This window comes from Candidatus Dormiibacter sp. (genome assembly GCF_050999135.1).
Taxonomy (GTDB): Bacteria; Chloroflexota; Dormibacteria; order Dormibacterales; family Dormibacteraceae; genus Dormiibacter; species Dormiibacter spiritus.
The window spans coordinates 1-14,797 of sequence record NZ_JBPCPN010000042.1; the positions used below are offsets into that span (position 1 = coordinate 1).

A 14,797-nucleotide genomic window follows, 5' to 3' on the forward strand; every position below is an offset into this window, starting at 1 on the left:
GGACGCACGAGCGTCCGGCGCTCCTCGTCCGCCTTGGGCTTAGGTGGTGGACCCCCTGGTGACGGCACGACGGGTCGACGTCGTGGGCCGCTTTCGGGGTGTTCCGGCCGCTGTCGGCCGAGCAGCCGCCCGGTTGGAAGCGGTGCTGGTCCGGCGCCGGGTGCGAGCCGCTGCTGTGCGGGTCGACGGAGCAGCACGGCTCACCCTGGTCCGAACAGGGGGCTCGCTGGCCGCCTCGAAGCGGGCAAATGACTTGACAGCGTTGGCAAAGCCGTCGTGCACCAGTTGCAGAGTCCGATATGCGGCCTCACCGACCAGGTCGTGGCGCCGGGCCTGCGACCTCACCAGGCCGAGACCCCGAAGCACAATCTGCGAGGTGATGGTCCCGTCCACGAGAGCTGTCGTCGCGCTCGCCGCTTCGGTCACCAGCTGGGCAGCCTGACGCCGCGCTCGCCGAACGGTGGGAGCGCCGCTGCGCTCCAGGCTCGTGATGCGCTTGCGCGCGCTGCGACGGGGCTGCGACGCCGCTTTAGCGGTCTCCTTGATCACGCCGGCTGTGGTGTCGGCCGTCCGCTCCTGCAGGGTCTTCGTGTCTTCGTTCATGGGAAAGTCGCTCCTTGGCGATGAATTGATTGACGCTATGCGTCATTGTAACGCATCTGACGCGATGCGTCACACCTCGCCGGCCACTCCCAGCCTCTCCAGCAGCCGCTCGGCGTGCTCACCGAAGACGTCGTAGTGAGCTACTCGGCGCCGCTTCTCCGGCTGGATCCACTCTGGCCGGAGGCCGTAGCCGGCGCCCCACGCCTGCAGCTGCGAGCGGAGCCCGATGACGTGCAGGAACGGCCTGTCCATGGCAATACCTCGGGGAGAAAGCGTGCCGTGATAGCGGTCAAAGTTGCGGTGAACGGCGATGCCCCCGGCCTCGGCAAACTCGATCGCCGCCGGCAGATCGCGGCGTTGGAAATAGCGGACTTCCAGCCCGTCGGCGCCCCTCACCTGCGGTCGGAACAGATCGGCCGGAAGGCGCACAAGAAGCAGGGCCTGTCGTGATGCTGCGGACCAAGCTGGAAGTCGCTGTCGCGAATGCGCTGGGCAGCCTCGGTGACCCAGCCCCTGGCCGCACCGGCATCGGGTTCGATCTCGATGAGCTCACCCCGCCGAAGGTCGCACAGCGCCAACCGGTAACCATCCGCGTGGCCTGGGAGCAGACCCTGCTCCAAGGCCAGCCCGTACAACTGGAGCTGGATCGCGTAGGCCCGCCGCAGCCTTCGGTTCAGGTTGGCGTTCGTCTTGTAGTCGACGATGAGGGTGCGCCCGTCCATCTCACAAATCCGGTCGGCGACCCCGCGCAGGACCACCTCTCCGGCCGGCTTCCCGGTGTCCAATCGCAGGGTGAAGTCAATCTCGGTCGCCAGGGTTCTGGCCCTAGCCAGGGGCTGCGCGGCGTACGCCAGAAGCATCTGCCGGCCCTCCGGGGGTCCCGAGTAGTGCGCACTGATTTCACCGCCAACGCTGTGCCAAGCGGCCAGCGCCTCGTGGACCGCCGCTCCGAGATCGAGGCCCCCCGTCTCCGAGGCCGCCGCCTGGGGCAGGAGCTCGTCGGGCGGACAAGGCACCCGCCAGACCTGCTGGAAGCGGTAGCGAACCGGGCACAGCTCGAACTGATGAAGCTGGGAGAAGCTCACGTTCAGCCGCCGACGGGCATCCCCGTCAATGGGCGCTGAGCGACCGGAGGCGTCCAGCAGCTCCAGGCGCTCGATCAGTGCCTCGACATCGACGGGGGCCTGTGCGGCGCTTGGCGCCGGCGTCAGCCCGCCGCCCAGCTGCAGCTGCTCGGCCGTGACAACCCGCGCAGCCGCCGGGTGCTCGAGAGCCCACTCCAAGAGCTCACCGAAATGGTCGTCTGGCTCCAGCTCCCCTGTTATCTCCCCTGGGTGGCTCTCGCTGCGAGCGGCGCTGATGTAGACGGAGTCGCGAGCCCGGGTGAGCGCCACATAGACGGCGCGCCGCCTCTCGCGCGTGGTCAACCGCTTGACTGCACTATCCGGCCTGTGGACGTCATAGCGCGGGTGGGGCTCGCCCCTCCACCTCTTCATCAGAAAGCCGAGCTGCTGATCGAAGAACAGCTGATCCCGACTGGTCGGCTTCGGTGTACGGACGTTCAGAAGGAACACTGTCCCGAACTCCAGGCCCTTCGCGCCATGAATCGTCAGCAGCCGGACGGCCTCCTCCGCCTCTGGCGGACTGGCTTCACTCAAGTCCCTGCCCGCCATCACGCGGTCCAGGTGGCTGACGAAACCTGCGATCCCGCCCAGCGCTTCCTCCTGTTCGTACCTATTGGCCAGCTCGAAGACCTTGCGTACGTTGCGGAGAGAGCGCGGCCCTTCCCGGCGGGACCTCAGCTGGCAGTGGCGCAGGTAGCCCGACCCCTCCAGCAGCTGGTTCAACGCGTCGGCAACCGACAGCTGGTCCGAGCGCCGGGCGAGCTCGTCCACCAACTCCAGGTTCCGTTCCAGGCGCGAAACGCACTCCAGGGGGACCTCCGGCCAGCCCTCAGCCTGAGACTCATTGAGGCAGTCGCGCAGGCGCATCCCCCAGCGACCGAAGCGTCGCGACGCCAACCGATACACGGCGGCATCATCCAGGCGGATGACCGGGCCCTGCAGCAGCCGGGCCAGCGCGCCGTCGTGCAGCGGGTCCGCGACGAGCCTGACCAGCGCCAGCACGTCCTTGGTCTCCTCCCGATCGAAGAAGCCGGATCCGCCGGCGGTGACGTAAGGGATGCCGCGCCGGCGCAGCTCCTGCTCGAACTCCGGTGGTAGGTGGCGTGTCGAATAGGTGAGGAGCGCGATGTGCCGATAGGACGCCCCCGAGCGGACCAGCCGCTCGATCTCGGCGGCGACCAGCCGCGCCTCGTCCGCGGCGTCCCCGGCCATCATCACTGTCACGCATTGACCGGCTGGACCCCTGGTCGCGATGAGGTCGGGTTCCGAGCTGAAGTCAGGATCCCGACGGATGAAGTCGGTGGCGCAGTCGAGTATCTCCTGACGGGAGCGGCGGTTGACTGTCAGCGGCAGCGGCCGGCCGGGAAAGCCGGTCCGGATGTTCTCGATCTCGGCGTCGCGCCAGCCGTAGATCGATTGCTTGGCGTCCCCGACGACAGTCACGTTGCCAAAGCCCGGCGCGGCGAGCAGCTCGATCAGCTGCAGCTGGATGCCGTTGGTGTCCTGGAACTCGTCGATGAGGAGGTGACGGAATTGGCGGCGACACCTGCCCTGGAACTCGGACCGGGCGCGGAGAGCATGAATCGTGTGCAGGATCAGATCGTCGAAGTCCAGCCTGCCTGCCTCGCGCAGCCTGCGCTCGTAGGCGCTGAAGAAGGTGTGGACCACCTCGATCGACTCCAGCTCAGCCTGCGCGGACTCGGGGGTGGGATGCTCCTGCCGCACATGTGCTGCGTCGGCCAGGTGCTTGAACTCGTCAGGCGAGATGCCCCTCCCTTTCAACTTCAGGGTGAAGTTGGGTGCTGCCTTGAGGAGCATCTCAAGGTCGTCCGCCTGCAGCTGCCTGAACTCATGTTCCAGCCCCGGCTCGGCGCCGCTTCGAAACTGCGCCTGAAGGCGGTCAAGGAGGAGGCGCTGACCAAGGTCATCCAGGGTCCGCAGGTTGCGGGGCAGGCCGATCAGATAGGCATGGTCACGGATCAGCCGCCCACACAGCCCGTGGAAGGTTCCGATCCAAGCCTCATCCAACGACTGCTCCAGCCGGCCCTGCAGTCGCTCGCGCAACTCCGCCGCCGCCGCCTCGGTGAACGTCATGGTCAGGATGCTGTCAGGCCGCAGGCCCATCTCCTGAACGAGCCAGAGAAAGCGCTCCACGATCGTGAACGTCTTGCCGGTTCCGGGACCGGCAGCTATGAGCCAGGCGCCATCCACCCCGGCCCGGGTGGCGGCCAGCTGTTCATGGGTCAGCTCTGTAATCGGCAGCTGACCGATCATTCCGCTGGTCCCCGCCCGTAGTGGCAGATCGTTGCGTGCGGGCAACCGCTGAAGGCGTTAAGGCAGGTGCCATAGACGTCGGCTCTGGGCCGCGGTTGGAAATCGCCTGAGCGGATCTGCTGGATGGCGCTGACAACAGTTGCCCGGCCCTGGCTGAGGTCCTCATCGGTCAGGAGTCTGTGCTGCCACGCCTTGGGCCCCGCCAGCCGTTCGCCGATGGCGAACATGACCTGGCTGATCTCCTTGTACTTGCTCCTGTACTCCTTCGGATACCACAGGGAGAGATAGCGGGGATTGAATGCGAGCGGCCGGTTTTCTTCGTCCACCCCTTCCCGGCAGGCGAGGTAGTAGAGGAGGAGCTGGACGTCGACAGGATCGTCTCCGAAGCACTCCCTGTACTTGGATTGGGCGCCGTACGCCTTGCCCGACTTGTAATCGATCACCTCGCAGGTGCCGTCACCGAGGTCGTTGACGCGGTCGATCTTGCCGTGAATCTCGGCTCCCTCGAGCTGCAGGACAAAACGCTTCTCGACGGCCAGCGTGCACCGCCGAGGCAGCGGCTGGCTGCCGGCCACCACAAACTCGATGTAGTTGCGCAGGATGCGATGCACCAGCTGCTCCTCACGCTTGCGGTCCAAGACGCCTTCCTGCTGGTCCAGATAGGATCCCAACCGCTCCTCGTAGATGGCGCGCAGCAGGTTCCCCTTGGCCTGCAATGTGCCGTCGCGCCACTCGTCCTCCCGGCGGTGAAACTCCTCCAGCACATCGTGGATGAAGCCACCGCGGGACAGCTCCACCCCGCGCAGAGGTTTGGCGAGGCCGGGATGCTGATTGAACCAGTAGAGGCGCGGGCACTTGATGTAGTCGTTGATGGCGGTGGCCGAAAAACTCGCCGGCGCCACGTGCTGGGGACGGACAAGCTCAGGTTGGAACGGCTGACCGGCAGCGGCGTCGCCGAGAAAGGCTGTGTCCGCGCCGAGAGCCCGCAGCCGGTCCGCCTGCTGCGCGGTCAGAGCCACACCTGTCAGAAGCGTCTCAGCCTCTGTCAGGCTGAGCACGGCTTCCGGATCCACGCCGAGGCCGCTGCGCGACAGCTCGCAGTGACGAACCTCGTTCAGAGCCGGTTCCAGGAAGGGCGACGGTGCCACAGGCTGGCTGTACTCGTCGGCATAGGTGACGTACAGCCGGCGCCTGGCGCGGGTCAGTCCCACGTAAGCCAGCCTGCCCTCCTCGGCCACGTGCTCCTCGGCGCTCGCGGGCCAGCTGGGGATGAAGCCCTTCAGCTCAGCGGCCAGCCAGGCCTGGTCCTCCTCCTCGAGGACTGGGTTCGGCCGCGCCGCCAGGGGAAAGATGCCCTCGCCGAAGCCTGACAGGAAGACCACCGCGAACTCGAGCCCCTTCGCCTGATGCACCGTCAGGATCTGGACCCCCGAACCGCTCGGCGCGGCGGCCTCCACATCGTCGACAGCTCGAGCCAGCAGGCCCTCCAGCCGCGCCGCGACGTCCGACAGCAGAGGCGGCCGGCCGTGGAGCCGCTGCCAGGCCCCTTCCAGATCCGCCAGTGCAGTGAGCGCCACGTTGAGGGCAGCCAGTGACGCGGCGGGCTCTTCAGCGGGTCTAGCTCCCGCCGCGAGCAAGAGCCTCTGCATGACGCCGGCTTCCATGAGCAACCAGTAAGCGAGCGCGCGCAGCGGCAGGTGGCGCGCCTTGCGGGAGCCGCGGTAATAGGTGGTCACCGCTCGGTGGAGAGCGTCCAGCTCCGCCTCTGTCAGATAGCCGGCCGGCGCGGGCGGCCTGATCTCAACTGCCGGCGCGGGGCCGTCGAGGCCTGGGTCGGCAGGCGTCTCGGCCGCCACCGGGGAGCCGTCGGTAGGCAGGTGCGGCAGAGTCGAATCGGTGGGCGGGTGAGGGCCAGAACCGGTCGGAATGCCCGGGGCGGGACCGAGCGGGGCCTCTGCGAGCCTCGGTCCGCCGGCTTCCCAGGGCAATGGATAGCGCGGCGCGTCCAGCTCGTGGAGCCAGTACATCAGGCGCCTCACCAGGCGCGGGAGCGGTTTGCCCTGCTCCAAACACTCCTGACGCAGCCGGCTAGCGGTTGCCGCCGGCACACCGCTCAACGGAGAGGCGACAACTGCCGCCAACGACTCTGGTTCCTCAGGGGCGTTCAATGCGCGCAGCATGGTCAGCAGAAAGCGCACCACCTCGTTGCTGACAAAGCCACCTGCCCCGCGAACCTCGGAGGGCAGGTGGAGCGCGCGCAGAGCTTCCTCGAACGGTGCCGCGTTCTGAAGAGTCGAGCGGAGAAGAATGGCGAAGTCGCCCGGCCGGAGGGTGGAATCGGCCAGCAGGAGCTGGCGGATCTCACGGGCGACGAAGAAGGCTTCGTCGATGGCGTTGGCCTCCCTAGCCACGCTCACGCAGTCAGTCGCTGGCACCGCGCTCTGGAACTCGCGCTGGGGCGCTCCAGGCTGCGTCGCCCGCAGCAGCCGGCCCGCAGCGGAGAGCGCTTCAGGCGGGCAGCGATGGCTCAGGTTCAGCTCCAGCAAATGGCCGCCATAGACTGCCGCGAACCTCTTCGTCAGGAGATCTGGCACCGCGCCCCGGAAGCGGTAGATCGACTGGTCCGGATCTCCGGCGACCAGCAGCCGGGGCCGGCTGGCTGGGGGAACCAGAAGTGTCAGCAGGGCAAACTGCGCAGGATCCACATCCTGGAACTCGTCGACCAGCACGAAGCGGAACTTGTGGCGAAGCCGCTCGCACAGCTCAGGCCGGCGTTCCAACAGATGGATGGCATTGGCGATGAGATCACGAAAGTCCTCCAGCCCGGCCGCCTCACAGCGCTCCTGATAAGCGCTGTAGGCGGCTGAAAGCGCCTGCACGCGCTCCGAGCCGCTGGTGAGAGCCGCGAGCCGGAACTCGCGATGGCCCACGCGGTTCTGCTTCAGCATGGCGACGAAGCCGAGGGCGTCCTGGGCGAAGGTGTCGGTGGGGGCGACTGCCGAGAGCCCGCCCAGCTCGGCTGCGGGCATGCCCGTGAGCGCCGCCTGCATTGAGAGCCACTCCTGAAACCCGTTCAGAAGGAGCTTTTCTGAACGTGGCTCCTGCTCGCGAAGAAGGCGGGCGCAGAAGCTGTGAAACGTGCTGATCCAGGCCTCCGGATAGGAGTCGACCAGCCGGTCGTCGATCCGGCGCGCCAGCTCCTCCGCCGCCGCCTTGGAGAAGGTCAGAACCAGGATCTCGCCGCGCGTGGCCCGACCTGTGCTGATCAGACTTTGGTAGAGGTCGACCAGCGCCTTGGTCTTACCGGCGCCGGGGCCGGCGATCAGCCGGACAGGGCCGTCGAATTCAGCGGCGGACAGGGCGTTACCGAACATGCGTTCCTAATTATGAGGCCGGGATTTCGGGCCGTCCATTGTTAAGGAAGGCGCCCTGCACCAAGGCAGGGCGCGCACCCTCACAATTCGGGGGTGGCCCTTCGCCTGAGGAAGCAGTATGCCCACCCGCCCGAACGGGTGGAGGTTCGGCGCAGCCAGCTCAGCGACAGCCTCGGCTGGATGCGCCAGGACATCGCGCGGCGGTTGCTTCCCTTCGCGGCGGTGGTCGTCACCGTCTGGGTCCTGCTCCGACCGCGCTGGCTGGGCGTGAGCGCTGGCGACCCGTCGACACAGCTGGCCGCGGGAGCGGTGGGCGCCGTGCTGCTCTTCTTCGGCGGTGCTGCAGTACAGCTGGGGCTGAGCCGGCGGCGCCGGGCGCTGGCCGTTCCGGGCTCAGGCGCGGATCTGTGGCTGCAGGCCGGCTACTACCTCCTGCTCAACGCTCCGCTCGAGGAGGCTGTCTTCCGCGGGCTGCTCCAGGGTGCGCTCACCGCACTCGCGGGCCCGGCTCTCGGCCTGCCGGCAGCCACTGCCGCGTACGTGCTGTATCACCGGTTAGGTGCCTGGGCCTGGCAGGAGGTCGCGGCGACCACCCTGGTTGGAATGCCCCTGGCGCTTCTCTACTGGCTGCTGCCCGGACCGCCGTCTCTCTTGGCGGTGAGCCTTGCCCATGCCGGTGCCACCTGCGGATTCCTGGGCCCAGGCCCTTGGCTCCTCTGGCGACTGAGACTTCTGGCCTGGGGACACTAAGGCGCCTCCGGCAGCTGGCCTCCGGTCAGCTGGGCCTGGCTCTGGCGGGATTGGCTGTCGGGCTGGTCAGCTTCGACAGCTCCATCCTCACCCTCGCTTTGCCGGCGATCGGTCAAGAGTTCCACGCAAATGTTCCAACCCTCGCGGCTCTGGGGGCGCTCCTGGCCGTGGGTTCTCTTCTGGGCCTGCCCCTGGCGGTGAGCGCCGACCGCTTCGGCCGGCGCCGCGTGATAGTGGCCGGGGTGGCAGGTTTCTCGCTTGCGAACCTGCTCAGCGCCGCTGCGCCCGGTCTGCCCTGGCTGGCCGCCAGCCGGCTCCTGGCAGTCGCTCTCGAGACCGCCGTGGCGGGGACGGCAGCGGCGTACGCTGTCGAGCAGGCGCCGGCCCGCGGCCGCGGCACTGCGTTGTCATTTCTGGCGGTGGCCGGCGGCGCCGGGGCGGGGCTGAGCGTGGTTCTCTATCCCTTCCTGGCGCCGAACTGGCGGCTTCTCTACGCCCTGGGCGCCGCCGGGCTGCTGGCGCTGCCCCTGCTTCTGCGCCGGCTGCCAGAGAGCCGCGCCTGGCGCAGATTGGAAGCGGCGCCCGGGGGCCTGCGCCTGCTGTTGGCCCCTCCCTGGCGGCAGCGACTGGCATTCTTGGCGCTCGCCACAGCGCTCGGGGAAGCCCTCTTCGGCCCTGCCAACCTGCTGCTCGCGCTCTTCGGACAGCGCGAGCTCCATCTGAGTGCAACGGTGATCAGTCTGGTCTTCGTCGCGGCGGGCCTCGGCTCACTCCCTGGGTTCGCCGCCGGCTCGTGGTTGGCGGCAAGGGGTTATCGCCGGCTGCCGGCGGTTGGGCTGGCTTTGGCGACCGCGCTCACAACCGGTTTGAGCTTCGCCGGAGGACCGGGGCCCTACCTGGCGGGCGACCTGCTCTGGACGCTGCTCGCCGGCGCCAACGTGGCCATTGCCGGGGCCTGGCTGGGAGAGCTGTTCCCGACGCGAGCTCGGGCCACCGCCGACACCACCGCGGCCGTTGCGGCCGCCGCGGGCGGGGCGGCCGGGCTTCTTCTGGTCGGGTTTGTGGAACCCCAGCTGGGCCTTGGCCGGAGCCTGCTGCTGATGATGTCGGCAGGAGTCGGGGGGGCGCTGCTGCTCCTGCTCCTGCCGGGCACTTCAGGCGGACGACTGCCTGATTGACACACCTCGGGCGCTGTTGGCTCGAACGAATGTGTAAACTCCCTGCAGGGCACCGGCCAGCCTGATCTCAGGCGCTCGGCGCGAGGGCGTGCCCGGGAAACGACTTGATCCCACCTTTCTCCTCGGCCACTGACGTGGCTGGCGCTCCAGCCCCAACCTTTCCGCGCGTCTGCGCCCATCTGTCTGGGCAGTGGGCGGCGGCTTTTAGCCCATGAGCACACCAAACCCTGGCGACATCCTGCCCCTGTGGGATCCGGATCTGCCGGGGGAGGTCATCAAGACTGGACGCCTGGGCATCCGCGTCCGCCCCGGCAGCCCCGCCGCTCAGAAGCTGGAGTTCATCCCGGGCGGCCCCGAGTGGCTGCGCCAGGTGCTGGAGGAACACCGAGAGATCGACGGCACCTACACGGTCAGCAAGGCGGACCGGCCACTTGACTTCATGGGCCAGGTGGACCAGACGCTGGTCACCGGCCGCCTGGGCCGCACTCAGCGCGGCCTCGCGCTCGAGATCACCGAGATGCAGCAGCTGGAAAAGGAGTTCGAGATCGAGAAGGCTCGTCTCAACCTTCGCTACTCCGAGTTGGCGCTGGTCCAGGAGTGGGACGGCGAGCTGGAGGCGCTGACCTCGTTCGTGCTGCGAGAGAAGGCCAAGACCCTGCCCATCCTGGACTCAACCCTGCGCTTCATCGAGCATCTCCGCGACTTCCGCGAACACCTCGCGGAGGCCACCATCCGCCGCTTCGAGGCCACCGAGCAGTGGATCGAATGCCCCCGCTGCGAGAACCGGGCGCCGATCTCGCTGGGCATTCAATGTCCTGAATGCGGCGAGGATATGCGTGGCGGCGAGTATGTACGAGCTGCGCTGCAGCTGGTCGACGGCACAGACGCCCGCATCTACCGTGGCATCGACTCCCTGACCGTTCGCTCGCCCAGCTTTCCTGAATACCGCGGCATGACCCTTGACCGCGCCAGCGGCAACACGCTCATCGTCTCCTTCCGCCGCTACGACCCTCTGCCTGACGAGGGAGTGGTGCTGCCCACGGCCAGTGTGGAGATGTTCGAAGCGCAGCGTTCGGTGATCCGGCAGCTGATGATCGGCTCGCCTCGCACCGGCGCCCTCGGCGCCCAGCTCGCCGATCCCGGGTGGCTCGGGATCCCGCCCCGCGTTTCCCTCGACGGCAAGCGTGCCGCCCACCTGCCTCAACCCAACGACGAGCAGTCGGAAGCGGTGAGCCGCGTGATGGGCATGCGGCCGGGCCAGATGTATCTGATCCAGGGACCACCGGGAACCGGCAAGACCACAGCCATCGTGGAGTCGATCCGCCGCATCCTGAGCCGCAACAACGAGGCCTCGATCCTGCTCTCGTCGCACTCCAACGATGCTGTGGACACCGGCCAGGAGCGCCTGCTCGGCTTCAGCCACGTCCGCCAGGTCCGCATCGCCGAGCCTGGCAAGGTGCCGCGACGGCTGCGCCATACGCTGGTCGACGGCGACGACCTGGAGCCGTTCAACCTGGTGGCAGGAACCGTGAACCGGCTTGCCATCGACTCGCGTCTGCGCTTCCGCGTCTTCGACTGGGTGATCCTCGATGAGGCCAACAAGGTGCGCGCCAACGAGGCGCTGTCACTGCTGCCGCTCGCCAAGCGCTGGGTGATGATCGGCGACATGAACCAGCTGCCGCCGGTCATGGAGGAGGCGGCGATCGGCTTCGAGATCAGGAGCCCGCTGGACGAGCTCGTGCGTGATTCAAGCTTTTACGGCTGGGCTTGGGACGAATCGCCGGCGGGAGCGAAGATCATGCTGCCGCGCCAGTACAGGATGCGGGAGCCCATCGGCCGGGTGGTCTCCGATCTGTTCTACGAAGGCAAGCTGATCCACGAATCGCCTCACCAGCGCATGCCGCTGCCCTGGCCGTTCGACCGGGAGCTGGTCTGGGTTGACACAGGCGCCCAGGACGAGTATCGCGACGCCCAGCGCTCGGTGGCGAACGAGTTCGAGGTGGCGCTCTGCAAGGACATCACATCGATCATCCGGCGCCGCGTGCGCAAGTCGCGCCTGGCTGTCATCGCCATGTACTCGTCCCAGGTGAACAGGCTCGTCTCGGCCCTGAAGGGCATAGTGCCGCCAGACGACATCGAATCCGTGGACGCCTTCGAGGGCCGCGAGTCCGACGCGGTGATCCTCTCGCTGGTCCGTTCCAACGATCGCTCGGCGATCGGCTTCCTGAACGACCCAAACCGCGTCAACGTCGCCATCTCCCGAGCCAAGAAGCTGCTGGTGGTGGTGGGCGACTCCAAGACAGTCATCGGCGGCGCGCCCGAGCTCTTCGGGCCGCTCTTCGAGCACGCCAAGGAAGAGGGTTTGGTGGCCGGCGTGGGAGCTGTGGTCACCGCCTGCCAGCGGGTCGGCGTCCGCTCGCAGGTCCAGCGGCTGTCTCGGCCCCGCCGCGGCGAGCGTGGACGGAATCGCCGGCGACGGCGCGGTTCGGACGGCCGCGGGCCGCAGCTCGCCCCGCTGGAGCAGGGAGTTACCAGCGGGGAGACGGCCGAGCTGCTGCAGGCAGAAGAGTTCGCTCTCGCACCGGCCGGTAAGGACGAGCGGGGACGCCCGGACGGATCCGAGCCCACCGCTGCTGCGGCGCAGTCCCCGGCAGTTGCTCAGACGGACCTCGCCGACAAGTCCGCCGGCGGTGCCTCAGACCAGACTGGCGACCATGCCCCTGCTGGCGGAGCCGCAGCCAGGAACGGGCGTGGGGGCCGCCGGCGCCGACCCCGACGGGGGGCAGCGCCGGATCAACAGCGTGGCGCCGAAGCTGCCGTTGCGCGGAACGGCTCCGGCCCCCAGGGGCCGGAATCCGGAGACCCGGCTCAGGCGGCGGCCGCGGGGGAACGGGGCGGTCAGGGACCCGGCTCCCATGACGGCGCAGAGGAGCGGCCGACAGCTGTCGAGCTCGTCCAGCTTCCTCTTGACACCCGCGCCAGCACAACGCGATCGGTAGGGCTGAAGCCCAAGGCCATTCGGGAGATCCTGGCGGCCGCGCAAGAGCAGGGTGGCCTGGCCGTTGTCCGCCGCCAGGAACCAGTCCGATCGCGCCGGGCACGCCCCTCACCGGAGCGAGTTAACGGCCAACCGAACGGTGAGGAGGTCACCCCGAAGGGTGACGAGAGCAGGCCCGCCCCGACTGGCGCCAGGCGGAGTAGCAAAGGCTTGACGGAGCCCGCCGCTGCCCCTCAACAGCCAGCCTTGAAGGAGACCTCCGCCAAGCGCCCGGCGACTGCCAGGCGGCCACCCGCTGAGAAGCTCCCGCGGAACGCGGCGGAAGCCGGCGCACAGCCGGCAGCGAAGCGCCGGCGGGCCGCCGCGGGCCAGACGCCGCTGAACCTCGACGTGAGCCAAGCGGGGGAATAGCCCTCCGGCCGAGCTCGGCAAGGGTGCACGCCGCTATCCTCCAGGGATGGCTCCGAGGCCGCGCCCCAGCCTGCCTGAGCGTTGGGAGGCGCTTTCAACGCCTGTGCAGGTTGCAATCTCCTTCCCACCGCTGGTCATCCTGCTCTTCGCGGCCAACCTCGGCCCCTTCAACCAACCGCTCTGGCGCTCGATCCTCTACGGGATTCTCGAGGGCGGAGTACTGACGGGCTTGCTGCTCGCCGCGACGGCCAGCGAGCGGGCCAAGCGGCGGAACCTGCAGGAGCGGAGCAACCGGACGCGCTGAGTCGTACGATGCGCTGACAACAGCGGCGGACTCACCCAGTAGGAGAGGGGAGCATGTTTCTAGCCTTTCATCAGGTCCTGAACCCGGCCGGCAACCTGCTGCTGACCACTTTGCTGGCCCTGGTGCCGGTGATTCTCCTGCTTCTTCTGCTGGCAGTTTTCCGAATCACCGCCTGGCTGGCAGTGATCATCGGCTCCGCCGTCACGCTGCTCTTGGGCCTGCTCTTCTGGCAGGCTCCGCTGGACGGCTCGCTGCGAGCCTACGTGCTGGGCAGCGCGACGGGCCTCTGGGCCGTCAACTGGATCACCTTCTGGGGCGTGATGATCTTCAACACTCTCGTGCTCACGGGACTGTTCGAAAGCTTCAAGCGCTGGCTGCTGGTCCAGGCCACGGCGGACATCCGGGTCCAGACGCTGCTCCTGGCCTGGGCCTTCGGCGCGTTGCTGGAAGGACTGGTGGGCTTTGGCTACCCGTGGGCGGTGGTGGCGCCTATCCTGATCGCCTTCGGCATCGCCGAACTCGACGCCATCCGCGTGGCAGCCATCGCCAACAACGCGCCTGTCTCCTATGGCGCTTTAGGCGCGCCCATCATCGGCCTGGCCGCCGTCACCCAGCTCAACCTGTATGAGCTCTCGGCCTCGATCGGGAAGATCGTCGCTGTGCTGGCTCTGCTCCCGCCCTGGGTGCTGATCTTCCTGGTCAGCGGCCGGCGGGGCATTCGAACCGGGTGGCCGCTGGCGATCGTCGGCTCGCTCTCTTACATCGCCGGTCAGTTCCCCACCTCCCAATTTCTGGGACCTTACCTACCCGACATCGTCGGCTCGCTCGTCTGCTTTGCTGTGCTGCTGCTGTTCATCAAGGTCTGGCAGCCCAAGGAGACGCTCGGCTTCGGCGGGGTGCCCGTCAGCCCTGAGGCGCAGAAGCGGGCGGAGGTCCTGACGCCGGCTGTGCCTGCGGGCGAGCACGCGCCCCTGACTGAGGTGGCCAATCGACCCCAGACGCGAACGGATCTCTGGCTGGGCCTGGCGCCGTTCATCATCCTGGTGATCGTCGTGGTGCTGTGGACGGGACCCTGGTCCCCGCTGCCCAAGTACATGCCCTTCAAGGCGTCGGCCGCCTACCTCTCCTCCATCTCCGGCAAGGCTGGGTCAGTGACCTTCAGCTGGGCACCGGGCGTCGCCGGCACTGCGATCTTCGTCGCCTGGCTGCTGATCCTGGCGCTGCTCGCGGTGACCATCAAGCCCAACTTCGGCAAGTTGCTGCCCGCGGTCCTGGCTCGAAGCTGGAAGCAGATGTGGGGCGCCTTCCTCGTTGCGTTCTTCATCTTCGGCCTGGCCAACGTCTTCAACTTCTCAGGCATGGCGAACTCCATGGCCTACGGCTTCTCCAAGATCGGCCCTGCCTACATCCTGATTGTGGCGGTGGTCGGCTGGATCGGCGTCGCCCTCTCCGGCAGCAACACCTCCACCAACGCGCTGTTCGGGGCCTTCCAGAAAACAGTCGGCCAGCTGTTGGGCTTTCCGGCGCTGCTGCTGCCGTCGCTCAACTCGGTGGGTGCTGAGGTGGGCAAGCCGGTCGCCCCGCAGACCTGCAGCGTGGGCGTGGCGACCACCAGCTATGTCCGCAACGAGGGCGCAGCGATCAGGCACAACATGGGCTGGACGCTGGTCCTGCTCGCCTACCTCATCCTGATCGGCGTGCTGTTCTACGTCTTCTTCCCGGGCACGATGCAAGCGCACTAGAGGCGCGGCGTAGGCGCGCCGTCGCATTTCTCGACGGCG

9 protein-coding genes are annotated in these 14,797 nt (G+C 67.9%); 5 read left to right on the top strand and 4 right to left on the bottom strand.

Features of this window, described 5'->3' with window-relative positions:
• Positions 1–39 precede the first annotated feature (39 nt).
• From ACR2MZ_RS10875 to ACR2MZ_RS10890, 4 genes are all read right to left on the bottom strand, one after another.
• On the bottom strand, positions 40–603 hold the full coding sequence (locus ACR2MZ_RS10875; RefSeq protein ID WP_434005060.1) for a hypothetical protein: 564 nt from the start codon (positions 601–603) through the stop codon (positions 40–42).
• A gap of 69 nt (positions 604–672) precedes the next feature.
• Positions 673–1,032 (bottom strand): hypothetical protein, encoded by a 360-nt coding sequence (locus ACR2MZ_RS10880; protein ID WP_434005061.1) that lies wholly within the window; start codon positions 1,030–1,032, stop codon positions 673–675.
• On the bottom strand, positions 996–4,046 hold the full coding sequence (locus ACR2MZ_RS10885; protein ID WP_434005062.1) for an ATP-dependent helicase: 3,051 nt from the start codon (positions 4,044–4,046) through the stop codon (positions 996–998). Before ACR2MZ_RS10885 ends, ACR2MZ_RS10880 begins: the two co-directional genes overlap by 37 nt.
• Positions 3,998–7,375, bottom strand: a complete 3,378-nt coding sequence (locus ACR2MZ_RS10890; RefSeq protein WP_434005063.1) for an ATP-dependent helicase — start codon at positions 7,373–7,375, stop codon at positions 3,998–4,000. Before ACR2MZ_RS10890 ends, ACR2MZ_RS10885 begins: the two co-directional genes overlap by 49 nt.
• 93 nt (positions 7,376–7,468) lie before the next feature.
• Between ACR2MZ_RS10890 and ACR2MZ_RS10895 the strand changes: the two genes are divergently transcribed.
• The 5 genes from ACR2MZ_RS10895 (at position 7,469) to ACR2MZ_RS10915 (ending at position 14,758) form a co-directional block, all read left to right on the top strand.
• Positions 7,469–8,125 carry a CPBP family intramembrane glutamic endopeptidase gene (locus ACR2MZ_RS10895; protein ID WP_434005064.1) on the top strand — a complete coding sequence of 219 codons (657 nt, stop codon included), beginning with the start codon at positions 7,469–7,471 and terminating at the stop codon, positions 8,123–8,125.
• Positions 8,126–8,175: 50 nt separating this feature from the next.
• Positions 8,176–9,303: an MFS transporter gene (locus ACR2MZ_RS10900; RefSeq protein ID WP_434005065.1), complete on the top strand. Its 1,128-nt coding sequence runs from the start codon at positions 8,176–8,178 to the stop codon at positions 9,301–9,303.
• 211 nt (positions 9,304–9,514) lie between these two features.
• Positions 9,515–12,712, top strand: a complete 3,198-nt coding sequence (locus ACR2MZ_RS10905; RefSeq protein WP_434005066.1) for a DEAD/DEAH box helicase — start codon at positions 9,515–9,517, stop codon at positions 12,710–12,712.
• A gap of 46 nt (positions 12,713–12,758) precedes the next feature.
• Complete coding sequence (locus tag ACR2MZ_RS10910; RefSeq protein WP_434005067.1) at positions 12,759–13,016, top strand: hypothetical protein; 258 nt, start codon at positions 12,759–12,761, stop codon at positions 13,014–13,016.
• A 53-nt stretch (positions 13,017–13,069) separates the two neighbouring features.
• Positions 13,070–14,758: an L-lactate permease gene (locus tag ACR2MZ_RS10915; RefSeq protein ID WP_434005068.1), complete on the top strand. Its 1,689-nt coding sequence runs from the start codon at positions 13,070–13,072 to the stop codon at positions 14,756–14,758.
• The last annotated feature ends 39 nt before the right edge of the window (positions 14,759–14,797 follow it).

Bases quoted from the DNA above. Each gene is read 5' to 3' on its own strand.
- ACR2MZ_RS10875 (WP_434005060.1), bottom strand. From the start codon at position 603: ATGAACGAAGACACGAAGACCCTGCAGGAGCGGACGGCCGACACCACA.
- ACR2MZ_RS10910 (WP_434005067.1), top strand. From the start codon at position 12,759: ATGGCTCCGAGGCCGCGCCCCAGCCTGCCTGAGCGTTGGGAGGCGCTT.
- ACR2MZ_RS10890 (WP_434005063.1), bottom strand. From the start codon at position 7,375: ATGTTCGGTAACGCCCTGTCCGCCGCTGAATTCGACGGCCCTGTCCGG.
- ACR2MZ_RS10905 (WP_434005066.1), top strand. From the start codon at position 9,515: ATGAGCACACCAAACCCTGGCGACATCCTGCCCCTGTGGGATCCGGAT.
- ACR2MZ_RS10915 (WP_434005068.1), top strand. From the start codon at position 13,070: ATGTTTCTAGCCTTTCATCAGGTCCTGAACCCGGCCGGCAACCTGCTG.